We start from the raw sequence: 13822 nt of genomic DNA, 5'->3' as shown, positions 1-13822 counted from the left end.
CGGTTCAGAAGCGTCGCCCTCCCGAACGGCCGCTGCGGCCACTGGAGCGGCTGCCGCCGCCTCCGCCGAAACCGGAGCTGCGGAAACCGCCGCCTCCGCTGGAGCGCCAGCTGCTGCTGCGGGAGGAGCCACCGCCGCCCCCACCACCGGAGAGCAGACCGCCGATGATGCCGCCGAGGATGTCGCCGCCGAGGCCGGAGCCGCCGGAACCGGATCCGCCGAAGATGCTGCCGCCTCCGCCACCCCAGCTGTCGTTCTGGTACCGGCTCGGATTCATCGCCTCGACGTCGGCCTGCGCGGACGACGTGGCCTGACGGACGAGATCGAGCGAGCGACCGGCTTCGGTGAGCGCCGCCACGGGGTCGGTCGCGCGCAGGTTCAGTGCCTGGGTGAGGGAGGCCTCGGCCTGCGACAGCCGGGTGCGTGCGGTCGACCCGACCGTGCCGCGGCGCGTCTCGATGTACTCACGGGTCGCGCGGATCTCGGAGCCGGCCTGGGTCAGCGTCTGCTCGAGCATCTGCTGGGCTCGACGGGTACGCTCCGCGGCCTGCGTGCCCTGGGCGATCGCGGCATCGATCTGCGTGTTCGCGGCAGTGAGGGCGTCGAGCACCCGCCGGGGGTCGCGTGAGGCTCCGGCGAGGCCGGTCTGGGCCAGCTGCAGCTGGCGGACGGTCGCCGTGGCGACCGAGGCGATCGCTCCGTCAGGGTCTGGCAGCTGCTGCGCGGCGGCGACGTCTGCCTGCAGCTCAGTCACCAGGGCCTGCGCCTGCGCTTCGATGTCCGTCAGCTCGGAGCCGAGCGCGGTGATCGCCTGAACCAGCTGAGCCGCCTGTGCGACGGACTGCTCGGCCGTGCGGATCGCGAAGGCGGCCTCGCCGGATCTTCCCGCGGCGATCGCCTGTGCTGCGGCCTCGATCGAACGGTCTGCGAGCAGCGCGCGCTCCTGGGCCTGCGCCGGGTTGTCTGCGACGGTCGACAGAGCCGTCGAGTCGTAGGTGTCGGCGAGAGCCGAGAGAGCAGCGGCCGCGCCGTCGAGGAGAGGCTGGAGCGCTGCCCGCTCACCCTTCACTCGCTCGAGCTCCTGCGGTGCATTCTGCTCGAGCTTGCGAAGGGCGTCGAACGCCTCGGTGTTCTCGTCGAGAACATCGTCGATCTCGTCGCAGATCTGGATGATGCGGATGTGCCACGCGCGACGATCGTGGACGGTGTCCTCGATCTCGTCGTCGAGCTTCTGCTTGAGATCGAAGGCCTCCGACATCTTGGCCTTGGCGGTCTCGACGGCGCCGGTGAACGCCGAGGTGGCCGCTTCGCCGAACTGCGCGACGGCGAAGCCGAGCTCTTCCCGGCTCGAGGTGATCGCATCGTCGGCCTGCACGAGGGCAGCACCTGCCTGCGTCTGCACCTGCTCGTCGGTCAGAGTCGAGAACGGATCGTTCGGATCGGGCTTCTCCGGCATGGCCCCTCGCCTGCGTATCTCGGCGTTCCTCCGCGAGCGGCGTACGAGCGCGATGACGAGCCACACGACCAGGCCGAGTGCGATGACAGCGACCACGATCAGGGTGGCTCGCAGAGCGCCCGCCCCGCCGTCACCCTCGATCTCGTCGGCAGCGAGGACGATCATGCCCTCCCAGTCCTCCTGTGCGGCCAGGCCCTGGATCTTGTCTTCCACATCGTCGAGCTTGCTGTCGCTGAGCGGACCGTCGGGGGCGGCCGAGATGTAGTAGCTGCGTCCGTCCACCGCGATGGCGAGAAGATACTGCTCGGAGCCGAGGTTGTTGCTCTCTGCGACGGTGTCGGCCCAGGCGACGTTGTCGGACGGCGAGGTGAAGTCGTCGACGAGGACGACGAAGAGGTCGGAGGAGGAGTTGTCGCTGAGCGTCTGGAGTCGCGCCTCGACAGCATCCTCTTCGCTCGCGCTGAGGACGTCGGCGTCGTCGGTCACGTACCCCGAGTCGAGAGTGACCGGATCGGTCGCAGACGCGGCCGAGGCGGAGAACGCCCCTGCGGCCGCTGCCGCGGTCAGCGCGGCCAGCGCGAGCCACCGTGTCTTCATCGTGTTCCCTCCGACCGGCAGCCGAGCCCCATGGCACGAGTCTATGCACTGAGACCGACACGCGACAGCTTCCGAGCGGGGATAGCCGTTCGCCCTCAGCGGAGACACATACGCTGGATGGCATGGACGACAGGTATGGATCGGATGTGCTCGCGGCCGGCTGGCGTGAGCGCGCAGCGAAGCCGGTTCCTCAGGTTGCGGCCGAGCTCGATCTCGTCGTCGAGGTCGCGCAGGACGGATTCTGCGGAGCGGTCACGCGGGTGCAGGGCGGCAACGTCGAGCTCGAAGACCGAGTCGGGCGCAAGCGCCTCTTCCCCCTGGGCGGCGGGTTCCTGATCGACGGATCGCCTGTTCGCCTCACAGTCCCCGCAGCGAAGGAGCAGGGACTCCGGCGCACGGCATCCGGATCCTTCGTGGCCGCTGACCAGCGAGCCAGGGTCGCACTGCCCAGCCGCATCCTGGTGGAGGGCAAGCACGACGCCGAGCTCGTCGAGAAGGTGTGGGGCGCAGATCTGCGGGTCGAGGGCGTGGTCGTCGAGTTCCTGCAGGGAGTCGATCTGCTCGATGAGCTGCTCGCCGCCGAGCCGCCGACCGCCTCCCGGCGCTACGGGGTGCTCGTCGATCATCTCGTGCCGGGGTCGAAGGAGTCGCGCGTCGCCGATGCGGTCGCCCGCGGACCGCATGGAAAGCACGTACGCATCGTCGGCCATCCGTTCGTCGACGTCTGGCAGTGCGTCACCCCGCGGGCTCTCGGAATCGCGAAGTGGCCGGAGATCCCCCGGGGGACGGACTGGAAGACCGGGATCTGTCGTGCGTTCGGCTGGCCATACGAGACGCAGGGCGACACCGGTCGGGCCTGGCAGCACATCCTGTCGAAGGTGCACACGTATCGCGACCTCGAGCCCGCGCTCCTCGGCCGGGTCGAAGAGCTGATCGACTTCGTCACCGCGCCCGCGCCCTGATCCGCGGTCTGTGGCGTCGATCGCCGCCGACTACCCTGGAAGCATGCCCGAACCCCGCACCTTCCGCGACGAACCGGTCTCCTTCGTGCGCCGCAGCGGCCGGATGTCCGACGCGCAGGAACGCGCGTTCGAAGAGCTCGGACCGCACTACCTCCTGGATGTCCCTCGTGATGTCGCGTGGACCTCGGTGCACCCTGAAGCAAGGCTCGACCCGACCGTCGAATACGGACGGGCGGCCGATCTGTTCGTCGAGATCGGATCCGGCCAGGGGCACGCCATCGTCGCCGCGGCGTCGTCGCGACCCGATGACGACTTCCTCGCCGTCGAGGTCTTTCGCGCCGGGCTGGCGAGGACGATGCTCGATGCCGACCGCGAGGGCGCACGCAACGTGCGTGTGGTCGAGGCGAATGCGCCGGAGGTGCTGTCGTCTTACCTGCCCGAGGAAGCCGCAGCGGAGGTCTGGATCTTCTTCCCCGACCCGTGGCACAAGAAGAAGCACACCAAACGCCGGCTCGTCCGCCAGGGGTTCGGTGACACCGCCGCCCGCGCGCTTCGCGACGGAGGTCTCCTCCGCCTGGCGACCGACTGGGAGGACTACGCCCTCCAGATGCGCGACGTGCTCGACGACGAGCCGCTGTTCGAGCGCGCTTTCGACGGTGACTGGGCGGAGCGGTTCGACGGACGAGTCATGACGGCTTTCGAGCGCAAGGGGATCGCCAAGGGGCGCGACATCCGCGATCTCGTGTATCGGCGGAAGCCGCGCGCGTGATCGACATCCAGCGCACGTCGACCACCTGGCCCGCCGTCGCACCTGCGCTGCTCGTGTGCCTTGCGGCACCGGCGTTCTTCGTCGTGCAGATCGCCTGGCTCGGCTGGGTGCTGCTCGCGCTCGGCGTCGGCGCCGCCTGGCTGGTCGAACGGCGTGTGCCCTCGTCCCCGGATCAGACGGCGACCGTCGGCGCGCGGCCTGAGAGCGCTCGCGTGATCGGAGCGAGTCGTCGGCCTTCGCTCACCCGGGACCTCTCGTTGATCGCGCTCGGAATGCTCATCGTGAGCGTCATCCCGCTGGCGGCGGAGCTCGACAACCTGGCGATGCTGCGCTTCACGCTGGCGCTCGGAGGTGCGGTCGCCGTGCCGTACGTCGTCTCGCGCTTCGTCTTCCGAGATCGGGCGATCGGTTTCCCCTGGCGTGCACACCGGCGATGGGGGCGCCTGCAATGGGGCTGGCTGGTGGCGGTCCTGGTGCTCGGCTGGCTGATCCTGCCCTTCTACTTCATCACGAGCGGGGTCTATCAGAACTGGCCGGTCGTCGACTCGCCCGAGCTCATCGCGCGGCTGTTCGTCGGCGTCGGCGCAGTCGGCATCTGGGACGAGCTGTTCTTCATCTGCACCGTGTTCGCACTGCTGCGCAGACACTTTCCCGATGCCCTCGCCAACGTGCTGCAGATGATCGTGTTCGTCTCCTTCCTGTGGGAGCTCGGCTACCGCGAGTGGGGTCCGCTGCTCACCATCCCGTTCGCGCTACTGCAGGGGTTCATCTTCATGCGGACGCACTCGCTCGCCTATGTCGTGACCGTGCATCTGCTCTTCGACGCTGTCGTCTTCGCCGTGCTCGTGCACGCGCACAACCCCGGGCTGCTGCCGATCTTCCTGATCTGACAGCACGCGAGGGTCGATACGATCGAGTCATGCTCATCGTCGGACTCGTCCTCGCCGCGGCCGCTGCCGCCTTCCACGTCTTCATCTTCGCGCTCGAATCGCTCAAGTGGACCGAACCTGAGACGAGGAAGATCTTCGGCGTCGCCAGCGAGGCCGACGCCGTCACGATGAAGGCCCTCGCCTTCAATCAGGGCTTCTACAACCTCTTCCTGGCGCTGACCGCGCTGCTCGGCGTCGGCTTCGTGATCATCGGCCTCACGACGATCGGGCTGACTCTGGTCTTCGCCGGCACGGGGATGATGCTCGCCGCGGCACTGGTGCTCGTGCTCTCCGACCGCACCAAGCTGCGGGCGGCCGCGATGCAGGGCACTCTGCCGCTGCTCGCCGTGATCGCGACGGCGATCGGCATCTCGATCAGCTGAGCACCGCGCGCTGATCGTGTGCGAGGGGTGACTTCCCGAGTGACACGGGCCACACTCGATGCATGAGCGACTGGGTTCTGCACGTGGACATGGACCAGTTCATCGCTGCGGTCGAGGTGCTGCGCAGACCCGAGCTCGCGGGGCTCCCTGTGATCGTCGGCGGCAGGGGGGATCCCACGGAGCGAGCCGTCGTGTCGACGGCGTCGTACGAGGCGCGCGAGTTCGGCATCGGATCCGGGATGCCGTTGAAGATCGCGGCGCGCAAGGCGCCCGAGAACGCTGTCTTCCTGCCGGTGGATCACGACGCCTACGAGTCGGCGTCGACGGAGGTGATGTCGACGCTGCGCGCGCTGCCAGGGGTGGTGCTCGAGGTCATCGGCTGGGACGAGTGCTTCCTCGGCGTCACGACCGATGATCCTGAGGGGATCGCGCGCCTCGCTCAGAGCGCGGTGCTCGAGGCGACCGGGCTGCACTGCTCGGTCGGTATCGGAGACAACAAGGTGCGCGCCAAGATCGCCACCGAGTTCGGCAAGCCCCGAGGAGTGTTCCGGCTCACCGCCGACAACTGGTTCGAGGTGATGGGTGACAAGCCCACGCGGGGGCTCTGGGGTGTGGGGCCGAAGGTGCAGAAGAGGCTCGCAGCCCACGGCATCACGACCGTCCGTGAGCTGGGCGAGGCCGATGAGGGCCAGCTCACCGCGGAGTTCGGTCCCCGGATGGGCGTCTGGTATCACGGTCTGGGGTCGGGTCTCGGACCTGCTGTGGTCGACAGCACCCCCTGGGTGGCACGCAGCCACAGCCGTGAGACGACCTTCCAGCAGAACCTCACGACGCCCGCGGAGGTGCGGTCGGCGCTGGTCGATCTGGCCGGGCAGGCCTTCGACGACTGCGCCTCCGAGGGGCGCGCGGTCGTCCGCGTGCACCTCAAGGTGCGTTACGCACCGTTCGAGACGAAGACCTTCGGTCGCAAGCTGTCAGAGCCGACGACCGAGCGGGCCGAGGTCGTCGATGCGGCTCTCGCTCTCGGTGACACGCTCGATCGCGACCGTGAGGTGCGACTGCTCGGTGTTCGCGCCGAGATGGCCATGCCGGACGGCGGCGACTCGGCCGAGCGGACGCCGGTGCGGGGCAGAATCTGAACAGCTGACGCCGGGTCAGGTCATTCGCGGATGACAGCGGCGATCGCGCTCACCTCGATCACTGCTCCGGGGACGCCGAGACCGGCCACCAGGGCTGCGGTCACCAGGGGAGGGGCGCCGTCGCGCGCGAGCGTGGATGCGACGGCGCCGTAGGCAGCGCGCAGATCAGCATCCTGATGGATATAGATGGTCCAGCTGATGACGTCGTCGAGGCTCGCGCCCGCTGACTCGAGGGCGATGCGGGCGTTCTGAACCGCTCGGAGCGACTGCTCGGCGGCATCCGCCGAGACGAGCGCGCCGGTCTCGTCGACGCCGTTCTGGCCGCCGATGTGGATCGTCGTGGCCCCTGGGGGGACGACGGCGACATGACTGAATGCGGGGCTCACGACGAGTCCCGCGGGCTGTGCGAGTGTGATCTCCATGCCGCAGAGTATGCACCCGGACGCGGACATCCGCGAGGCGCACGGGTGCTGCCGGGGCGGGCGCGAGGCCCGCCCCGGCAGTGATCAGCCGACCTTCTTGACCGTGTACCGGAACACGTCCGTGCGCAGCACGTCTCCCGACGTCTTCACGATCTTGATCGTGTGCTCCTTGTCTTTCAGACCCGAGACGGAGAACAGCTCCTGGGTCGAGACGCGCGATTCGTTGTGAGTGTCGATGCTCTCGACCTTCTTGCCGTCGATGTAGACGTCGACCGTGCCCTGGTCAGGGCCCTTCGGACCGATCCACGAGACGCCGGTTCCGCGGAAGCTGAATGCCACGGACGCTCCGTCAGCCACGGTGGCGTGCACGTCATCGAGGTGGTCTCCCGTGAAGTCGAAGTCCAGGATCGTATCGCCGACGGGAAGCGTCGCAAGGTACGACGAGCGGATCGTGACCGTGCTGCCTGACAGCGTGAAGTCGACGTCGCGCTCGAGCGCATCGCCGGCGACACTGATCGAGGCGAGCTCGCCGGGATCCCGCAGCACGTCGACGGCGACATCGGCGGGCGCGGCCTTGTTGAAGGCTCCCGAGGTCGTGCTCAGCTGGCTGTCGAGCGTGACGACCAGCTTGTCGAGGAGCATGAAGGAGCCGGACTTCTTCACCACACGCAGGGTGTGGCTCCCGCTCGCGAGGTCGGCGACGCCGTAGACGACCTGCTGCGAGAGTCGGCCGTCCGCCGCAGGAAGCGACGTGTCCACGGTCTCCACGAGCTGACCGTCGAGGTAGATCTCGACCTCTCCCTGCGACTCGTGCTTCTCGGTGACGTATTGGATGCCGGTGCCTTGGAACGTGTACTCGAACGCCGCTCCGTTGGTCTCTGCGTAGTGCACATCGTCGCCGTGATCGCCGAGTCCTCGATTGTTGCTGTCCCCCCACGAGCCGCTGTAGCCGATGCGTGCATCGTCGTCGTTCAGCGTCACCGTGAGACCTGTGGCGGGCGGGGTGGGCGTGCCACCCCCCGGGGTGTCGGACACGGCGACGGTGAACGGCTGCGATGTCGCCGGGACTTCGTTGCCGTCGTTGCGGATCCAGTCTCCGTCGTAGCCGACGCGCAGCGAGTCATCGTTCACCGTGAGCACGGCCTGCTTCGCTGGCGTCACCTTCAGCAGACGCACACCATGGATCGGCACGCTCTCGGCTGTGAAGCCGTCGGCCTCCGTGCCCAGGTTCTTGCCGGCCCAGAGGTCGCGGATCTTCGCGGATCCGTCGAGACCGATGTCAGACCAGTCGACGGTGATGTCGGCATCTGCACGACCGAGGTTGTACAGCGCGACCGTATATGTGCCATCGGGGTTGAGTGCGTACCAGACCTGCTGCTTCGTGCCGGTCGAGACCGGTCGCGCGGGGACACCCGCCTGGTTCACGGCTATGACCTCGCGATTGGTGATCAGGTCGAGGCCGAACTCGTCGAGGTTCGTGAGGTCGTTGCCGAGGTACATCGGGGCGGCAGATGTCGCCCACAGCGTCGTCGCCGTGCGCCGTTCGTCGCGGGTGAGGCCGTCCATCCTGCCGTTTCCGACATTGAGGGAGTCGAGGTCGTTCCATCCGGCGGGTCCGGCGTGGCGCCACCAGTCGGAGAGCCGCGGGAACAGACGCGCGACGTTCTCCCAGGTCGTCAGCGCCTCGTCGCCGCAATAGCACTCGACGTCCCAGTCGATGCGCCAGCCGTCGGCGTACTGCTTCCAGTAGTCGGCGTAGTTGATGTCGACCGCCCACGACAGCTCGAACCAGATGCCGTTGCGTTCGAGAGCCTCAGACCAGGCGGCCACCTCCTCGCGAGCATCCATCGAGAGGTCGCCGATGCCGGAACCGGGCGTCACGCTGTCGAACTTGATGAAGTCCACACCCCACTCGCCGAGCAGGTCGGCGATCGAGTCGATGTACTTCTGCGTGCAGGGGTTGTCGAAATCCAAGCGGTAGCCGAAGCCCCAGTAGTCACCCTGCTGCAGGGGCTGCTTGAGCAGGTTCTCGGTGGTGCAGCCCGGCGCGTTGTGGATCGGAAGCGCCTTCTGAGCGGTCTCCAGGCTCATGCCGGGGATGAGGTACAGGCCGACCTTCTGGCCGTTGCCGTGCACGTGGTCGATCACGGCATCCAGCCCGTCGGGGAACAGCGTCGTGCTGGGTATCGGGCGTCCGTACTCGTCCTGGCCGCCGTTCCACCCTGCGTCGATGTTGATGTACTCGTAGCCGAAGTCCTGCAGCTTGTCGTGCATGGCATCGGACTGCGCCATGATCTGATCGGCGGTGATCCACTGGCCGCCCTCGTAGACCTGCATGCTGTAGCTGCTCCAGCCCATGTAGGGCTTCGCGGACAGCTCGGAGATCCCGTCGTCGGCGTCCGACGTGGCTTTCGCCGCCTCCTTCGCCGGCGGTGCCTGGGTGGCATCGGGCGAGGCCGAGGGGGCGGGCTCGGATTCGGTCGGCGTCGGATCCTCCGTCGGGGGCGTGGTCTCGGGGGATTCCTCCGCCGGGGGCGGCGTCTCGGGAGAGTCCTCCGCCGGGGGCGGCGTCTCGGGAGAGTCCTCCGCGGGTGGTGACGGCGTGGAGACCGGGGTCGCTTCCGGCGCAGGCGTCGGGGTGGGCGTCGCCGCAGTCGCCCAGGTCGCGCCGGGGGCGAGACTCAGGACGAGTGCGGTTGCGGCGAGTGCCCCGGTGATCGAGGCCGCTCGCCTTCTCTGTCGATGGGTCTTCATTGCTTTCCTCTCGTTCGACTGCTCTGTCGTGTGGATGGGAAGGAAGAGTCGGGGTGTCAGCTGTCGGTGCGCCGGATCTCGATGAGCATCGCCTGCTGCGCGTTGAGGGTCGGGAGAGGAACCCCCACAGTGCTCAGGACCACTCCCGGCAGGTCGATCGCGCCCGCCAGAGCGGTGGTCACCCACACGGGGTCGCCCCCGTGCCGACTCGCGGAGCCGAGGTCCTCGCGGATCCGGACGCTGTACGCCGCGTGCGCATCGAGCCCGGGGAAGCGCACTCGACCCGACTGACCCGCCGCCGAGGTCGCGAACCTGCTCCACGTGAACAGCGCCGCGGAACCGTCCTGGGCGACTATCCCCGAGAGCGAGGTCGCCTGATCGGCGAGGTCTGCGTTCACCACGCGACCACTGTGCAGCAGGTCGCGGAACTCCCGGTACATGCCGGCCCAGCGGGCGATCGCGGCCAGCTCGTCGTCGTCCACCGATGTGAGGTCCTGCTCGATGCCGGCGTGAGCCGTGAGCGACGTGACGAGACGGAACGACAGATCGGTGGTCCGCGCCGTGGTGTGCGAGCGAGCGGCCCCGAGGTGAGATCCGATCAGTTCGGGTGGCACGATCGTGCGCGTCCACCGTTCGATCTGGATCCGCTCGACCGGATCGTTGCAGTCGGATGCCCACACGCGATCGGTGCGGTCGAGGATTCCGAGGTCGACCCGACCGCCGCCACCCGAGCACGTCTCGATCTCGAGGTCCGGGTGGCGCAGGCGGAGCTCGTCGAGCAGCCGGTAGAGCGCTTCGGTCTGCCGATGCACACTCGGACGATCGCCATCGGTGCCGCGACTCACCGCCTCGAGGAGGTCGCGGTTGTGGTCCCACTTGAGGTAGTCGATCGAATGCTCGCGGACCAGCGCGTCGATGCGTTCGAGAAGGTATTCGTATGCCTCGGGCCTGGCGATGTCCAGCACGTGCTGTGATCGGGATTCGGGCCCGAATCCTTCGGCGGGCCCGAGGACCCAGTCAGGATGCGACCGGGCGAGGTCGGAGTCGAGGTTGATCATCTCGGGTTCGAACCACAGGCCGAACTGCATGCCGTGTGCGCGGACGACATCGACCAGCGGGCTGAGTCCCTGCGGCCAGACGTCCTCATCGACGAACCAGTCGCCGAGGCCGGCATCCGCCTCCCGCCGACCGCGGAACCAGCCGTCGTCGAGGACGATGCGCTCGACACCCACCTCTGCAGCCCTCTCGATCAGGGCAGTCAGGCGGGCGAGGTCGTGATCGAAGTAGACGGCCTCCCAGGTGTTGAGGACCAGCGGGCGCGGGCCGCGCGGGTGCGAGTCCCGCGCGCGAAGTCGCCGGTGCAGTCGATCGCTGATCGCGTCGAGGCCGTCGTCTGACCAGACGAACAGGGCGGTCGGCGCGTCATAGCGCTCGCCGTCCTCGAGGATGATCTCGCCCGGGTGCAGGTCCTCGCCGGCGCCGAGGACCGAGCTGAATGCCCCCGCGCCCTCGGGAAGGCGCTCAGCGAGGTACTGCTGCTCGCCGCTCCATGCGAGGTGCACGGCCCAGATCTCGCCGTGACCGAATCCGAAGCCCTCGGTGCCGGCCGCGAAGAGGAAGGGAGAGTCATGGCCGGGCTTGCCACGGTGTGCGGACCGCAGGTGCGTTCCGAACCCGAACGGCGACCTCTGCGGAGACCGCTCACGACACCACTTGCCCGTGAAATCCAGGATCTCCGTCGCGCGTTCGGGAAGGGGGAGCAGGGCGAGGAACGCGCCGACCGTATACGCGGTGTCTCCGATCCGCGGGCTGAGTTCTGCGGCTCTGGTCAGCGAGGCGTCGACGGCGAGCACTCCGTGCGCGTCGAGGTGATACCGCAGCTCGGTGCGGATGCCGCAGACCTCGTCCTCGAACTCGAGCGCGATGCGGCCGCCGACTCCGTCTGACGGGATGACCACGTCGTGCCGAACGAGCCGTGGTCGCGGCGTCGTCGCGCGGCCCTGCGCGTGTCCGGACAGTGCGGGTGTTCCTGACCAGCCCTCGTACTCCGTGGGCAGAGCGGAGAACGAGCGGGGGATGTCGGGGGAGTTGTTGAGCTGAGCGGGGCTGGCGGTCAGCGCCAGCGCGTATGCCGTCGCCGCTGTGTACTCGCCGAGGTCTGCGCCCCAGTGCAGGACACGGGGGATGGGGGCGGAGATCTGGAGAACGAATACGACGCCTGAGGCGCGGAGTGCGACGACGGTGTCGGCACGGGAAGTCATGGGATAAGACCCTCCGGTAGTTACTTGACACCGTCAATAAATCACGTTTGCGAGGGAGGTGCAAGCGATCCGCAGAAATCTCCGCCGCGAAAGTCGGCGTTTACTTTTTCCGCTGCACGTGATTTTATTACGTCGTAAAGTAACCCTGCCCTGGGAGGGCGATCATGAAGCTCAGTGCTGAGCACGCACCACCGGTCGAGGTCTCGACACCGGCTCCTCGACGTACCGACGCACGTTCCCGGTTCGCCCGCAGTCTGCGTCGATACTGGCAGCTGTACCTGCTGCTGTTACTGCCCGTCATCTGGTTCATCGTGTTCCGATACGTGCCCATGGCCAACGCCGTGATCGCGTTCAAGAACTACAACCCCATCGACGGCGTGTGGGGGAGCCCGTGGGTCGGGTTCGACAACTTCGCGGCGCTCTTCCGCAATCCCGTGTTTCCGAAGCTGATCGGCAACACCTTCATCCTTGCCGTGTACACGCTCATCGCGAGCTTCCCTCTTCCGATCATCCTCGCGATCATGCTGAACGAGGTCAGGCTGCGGTTCTTCACACGCACCGTGCAGCTCGTGACCTACGCCCCCTACTTCATCTCGACGGTCGTGATCGTGTCGATGACGATCCTGCTGCTGTCGCCGAGAGTGGGGATCCTCGGGCGCACTCTCAGCTTCTTCGGTGCCGGACAGGTCGATCTGCTGGCGAGTGCCGACTTCTTCCGCCATATCTACGTGGCGACCGACATCTGGACGACGACCGGCTACTCGGCCGTCATCTACCTCGCGGCTCTGGCCTCGGTCGACACCTCGCTCTATGAGGCCGCGAAGATCGACGGCGCCTCGCGACTGCAGAAGATCTGGTACGTCGACCTCCCCTCGCTCCTGCCCACCGCCACGATCATCCTGATACTCGGTGTCGGCAACATCATGGCGATCGGATTCGAGAAGGCGTTCCTGTTGCAGAACGCGCTCAACCTCTCGACCTCGGAGATCATCCCGACCTACGTCTACAAGACGGGCATCCTCAATGCGAACTTCAGCCTCGGAGCCACCATCGGGCTCTTCAACGCCGTCATCAGCCTGCTGCTGCTGCTCGTCGTCAACGGCATATCCAAGCGAGTGAACGGAAGCGGGTTGTGGTGAGCACTGTGATCAGAGAACAGCCTCTCCTCACCGAGGAGATCGTCGTCTCGTCCGGCAGGGGACGCGGTCGGCGCCGGCGCGACCCCCTGACCTCCGGCGTGAAGGTCAAAGAGACCCGCGCGGATCGCGTCTTCGTGATCGCCGCCTACCTGCTGCTCACGGTCTTCCTGCTCGTCGTGCTCCTGCCCCTGCTGAACATCGTCGCCAGCTCGTTCTCGAGTCCCCAGGCGGTCTCATCCGGGCGTGTGCTGTTCTGGCCCGTCGAGTTCACGCTCCGCGGCTACACGGAGGCGCTCAACAACCCGGCGATTCTCCGAGGATTCGGCAACTCGGTGTTCTACACCGTGGCCGGCACCGTCATCAGCGTCGCCGGCACCGTCGCCATCGCCTACCCGTTGTCGCGGGCCAACCTCTTCGGCCGCAAGACCCTCACGGGAGGCGTCGTGTTCACGATGCTGTTCTCGGGTGGAGTCATCCCGATGTACATCGTGGTGCAGTCGCTCGGTCTGCTCGACACGCGATGGTCGATGCTCCTCCCCAACGCGATCGGTGTCTGGCAGGTGATCATCGCGATGGTCTACTTCCGGACGTCGATCCCCGACGAGGTGTACGAGGCCGCGCAGCTGGACGGCGCGAGCGAGCTGCGGATCCTCTGGACCATCGTGCTGCCGCTCGCGAAGCCTCTCCTCGCGGTCATCGCACTGATGTACGCCATCATGCAGTGGAACTCGTACTTCGACGCCCTCCTCTACCTGCGCGACGCCGATCTGCAGCCGCTGCAGCTGGTGCTCCGAGGCATCCTCATCCTCAACGACGGCGGAGGCGGTGGCGATCTCGCCGCACAGCTCGAGCGCCGAGAGCTCGCAGACCTGCTGAAGTACTCGACCGTGATCATCGCGACGGTCCCGATGCTCATCGTCTACCCGTTCGTCGCGAAGCACTTCAGCAAGGGGATCATGGTCGGCGCCGTCAAAGGCTGATCAGACCCCACTCAGACCCACCACACACACC

11 protein-coding genes are annotated in these 13822 nt (G+C 67.3%); 7 read left to right on the top strand and 4 right to left on the bottom strand.

All coding sequences use genetic code 11. The features are described 5' to 3' along the window. Positions 1-4: 4 nt before the first annotated feature. Complete coding sequence (locus tag RU09_RS16180) at positions 5-2053, bottom strand: TPM domain-containing protein (RefSeq protein ID WP_042541883.1); 2049 nt, start codon at positions 2051-2053, stop codon at positions 5-7. A 122-nt stretch (positions 2054-2175) separates the two neighbouring features. Here RU09_RS16180 and RU09_RS16175 point away from each other — a divergent pair, with 122 nt between their 5' ends. The 5 genes from RU09_RS16175 (at position 2176) to RU09_RS16155 (ending at position 6235) form a co-directional block, all read left to right on the top strand. After that, positions 2176-3015, top strand: coding sequence for a DUF3097 domain-containing protein (locus RU09_RS16175; protein ID WP_042541882.1), 840 nt, complete (start codon positions 2176-2178; stop codon positions 3013-3015). Positions 3016-3058: 43 nt separating this feature from the next. Beyond that, positions 3059-3784 (top strand): tRNA (guanosine(46)-N7)-methyltransferase TrmB, encoded by a 726-nt coding sequence (gene trmB / locus RU09_RS16170; protein ID WP_042542162.1) that lies wholly within the window; start codon positions 3059-3061, stop codon positions 3782-3784. Beyond that, entirely contained in the window at positions 3781-4674 is an 894-nt protein-coding gene (locus RU09_RS16165; RefSeq protein ID WP_042541881.1) for a CPBP family intramembrane glutamic endopeptidase, read from the top strand. The genes trmB and RU09_RS16165 overlap by 4 nt, the downstream gene beginning before the upstream one ends. A 29-nt stretch (positions 4675-4703) precedes the next feature. Then, the gene (locus RU09_RS16160; RefSeq protein ID WP_042541880.1) at positions 4704-5096 is read left to right on the top strand and encodes a DUF1304 domain-containing protein; all 393 of its coding nucleotides are present in this window, start codon (positions 4704-4706) and stop codon (positions 5094-5096) included. Between the two features lie 62 nt (positions 5097-5158). After that, entirely contained in the window at positions 5159-6235 is a 1077-nt protein-coding gene (locus RU09_RS16155; RefSeq protein WP_042541879.1) for a DNA polymerase IV, read from the top strand. Between the two features lie 20 nt (positions 6236-6255). Here the strand turns inward: RU09_RS16155 and RU09_RS16150 are convergent, their stop codons facing one another. The 3 genes from RU09_RS16150 to RU09_RS16140 all read right to left on the bottom strand — a co-directional run bounded on the left by RU09_RS16150 (position 6256) and on the right by RU09_RS16140 (position 11672). Beyond that, complete coding sequence (locus RU09_RS16150; protein ID WP_042541878.1) at positions 6256-6657, bottom strand: RidA family protein; 402 nt, start codon at positions 6655-6657, stop codon at positions 6256-6258. Positions 6658-6741: 84 nt separating this feature from the next. Then, a complete protein-coding gene (locus tag RU09_RS16145) occupies positions 6742-9411 on the bottom strand; it encodes a X2-like carbohydrate binding domain-containing protein (protein ID WP_082041174.1) in 2670 nt (889 codons plus the stop codon). Between the two features lie 56 nt (positions 9412-9467). Further along, positions 9468-11672 (bottom strand): alpha-galactosidase, encoded by a 2205-nt coding sequence (locus RU09_RS16140; protein WP_042541877.1) that lies wholly within the window; start codon positions 11670-11672, stop codon positions 9468-9470. Positions 11673-11836: 164 nt separating this feature from the next. On the opposite strand from RU09_RS16140, the gene RU09_RS16135 reads away from it, so the two are divergent. Both RU09_RS16135 and RU09_RS16130 read left to right on the top strand, forming a co-directional pair. Next, complete coding sequence (locus RU09_RS16135) at positions 11837-12811, top strand: ABC transporter permease (RefSeq protein WP_082041173.1); 975 nt, start codon at positions 11837-11839, stop codon at positions 12809-12811. Beyond that, complete coding sequence (locus tag RU09_RS16130; RefSeq protein ID WP_231567638.1) at positions 12808-13791, top strand: carbohydrate ABC transporter permease; 984 nt, start codon at positions 12808-12810, stop codon at positions 13789-13791. Before RU09_RS16135 ends, RU09_RS16130 begins: the two co-directional genes overlap by 4 nt. The last annotated feature ends 31 nt before the right edge of the window (positions 13792-13822 follow it).

This window comes from Microbacterium sp. MEJ108Y, from assembly GCF_000834175.1.
Classification (GTDB): domain Bacteria; phylum Actinomycetota; class Actinomycetes; order Actinomycetales; family Microbacteriaceae; genus Microbacterium; species Microbacterium forte.
This window is presented reverse-complemented; position numbering and strand designations above follow the sequence as displayed.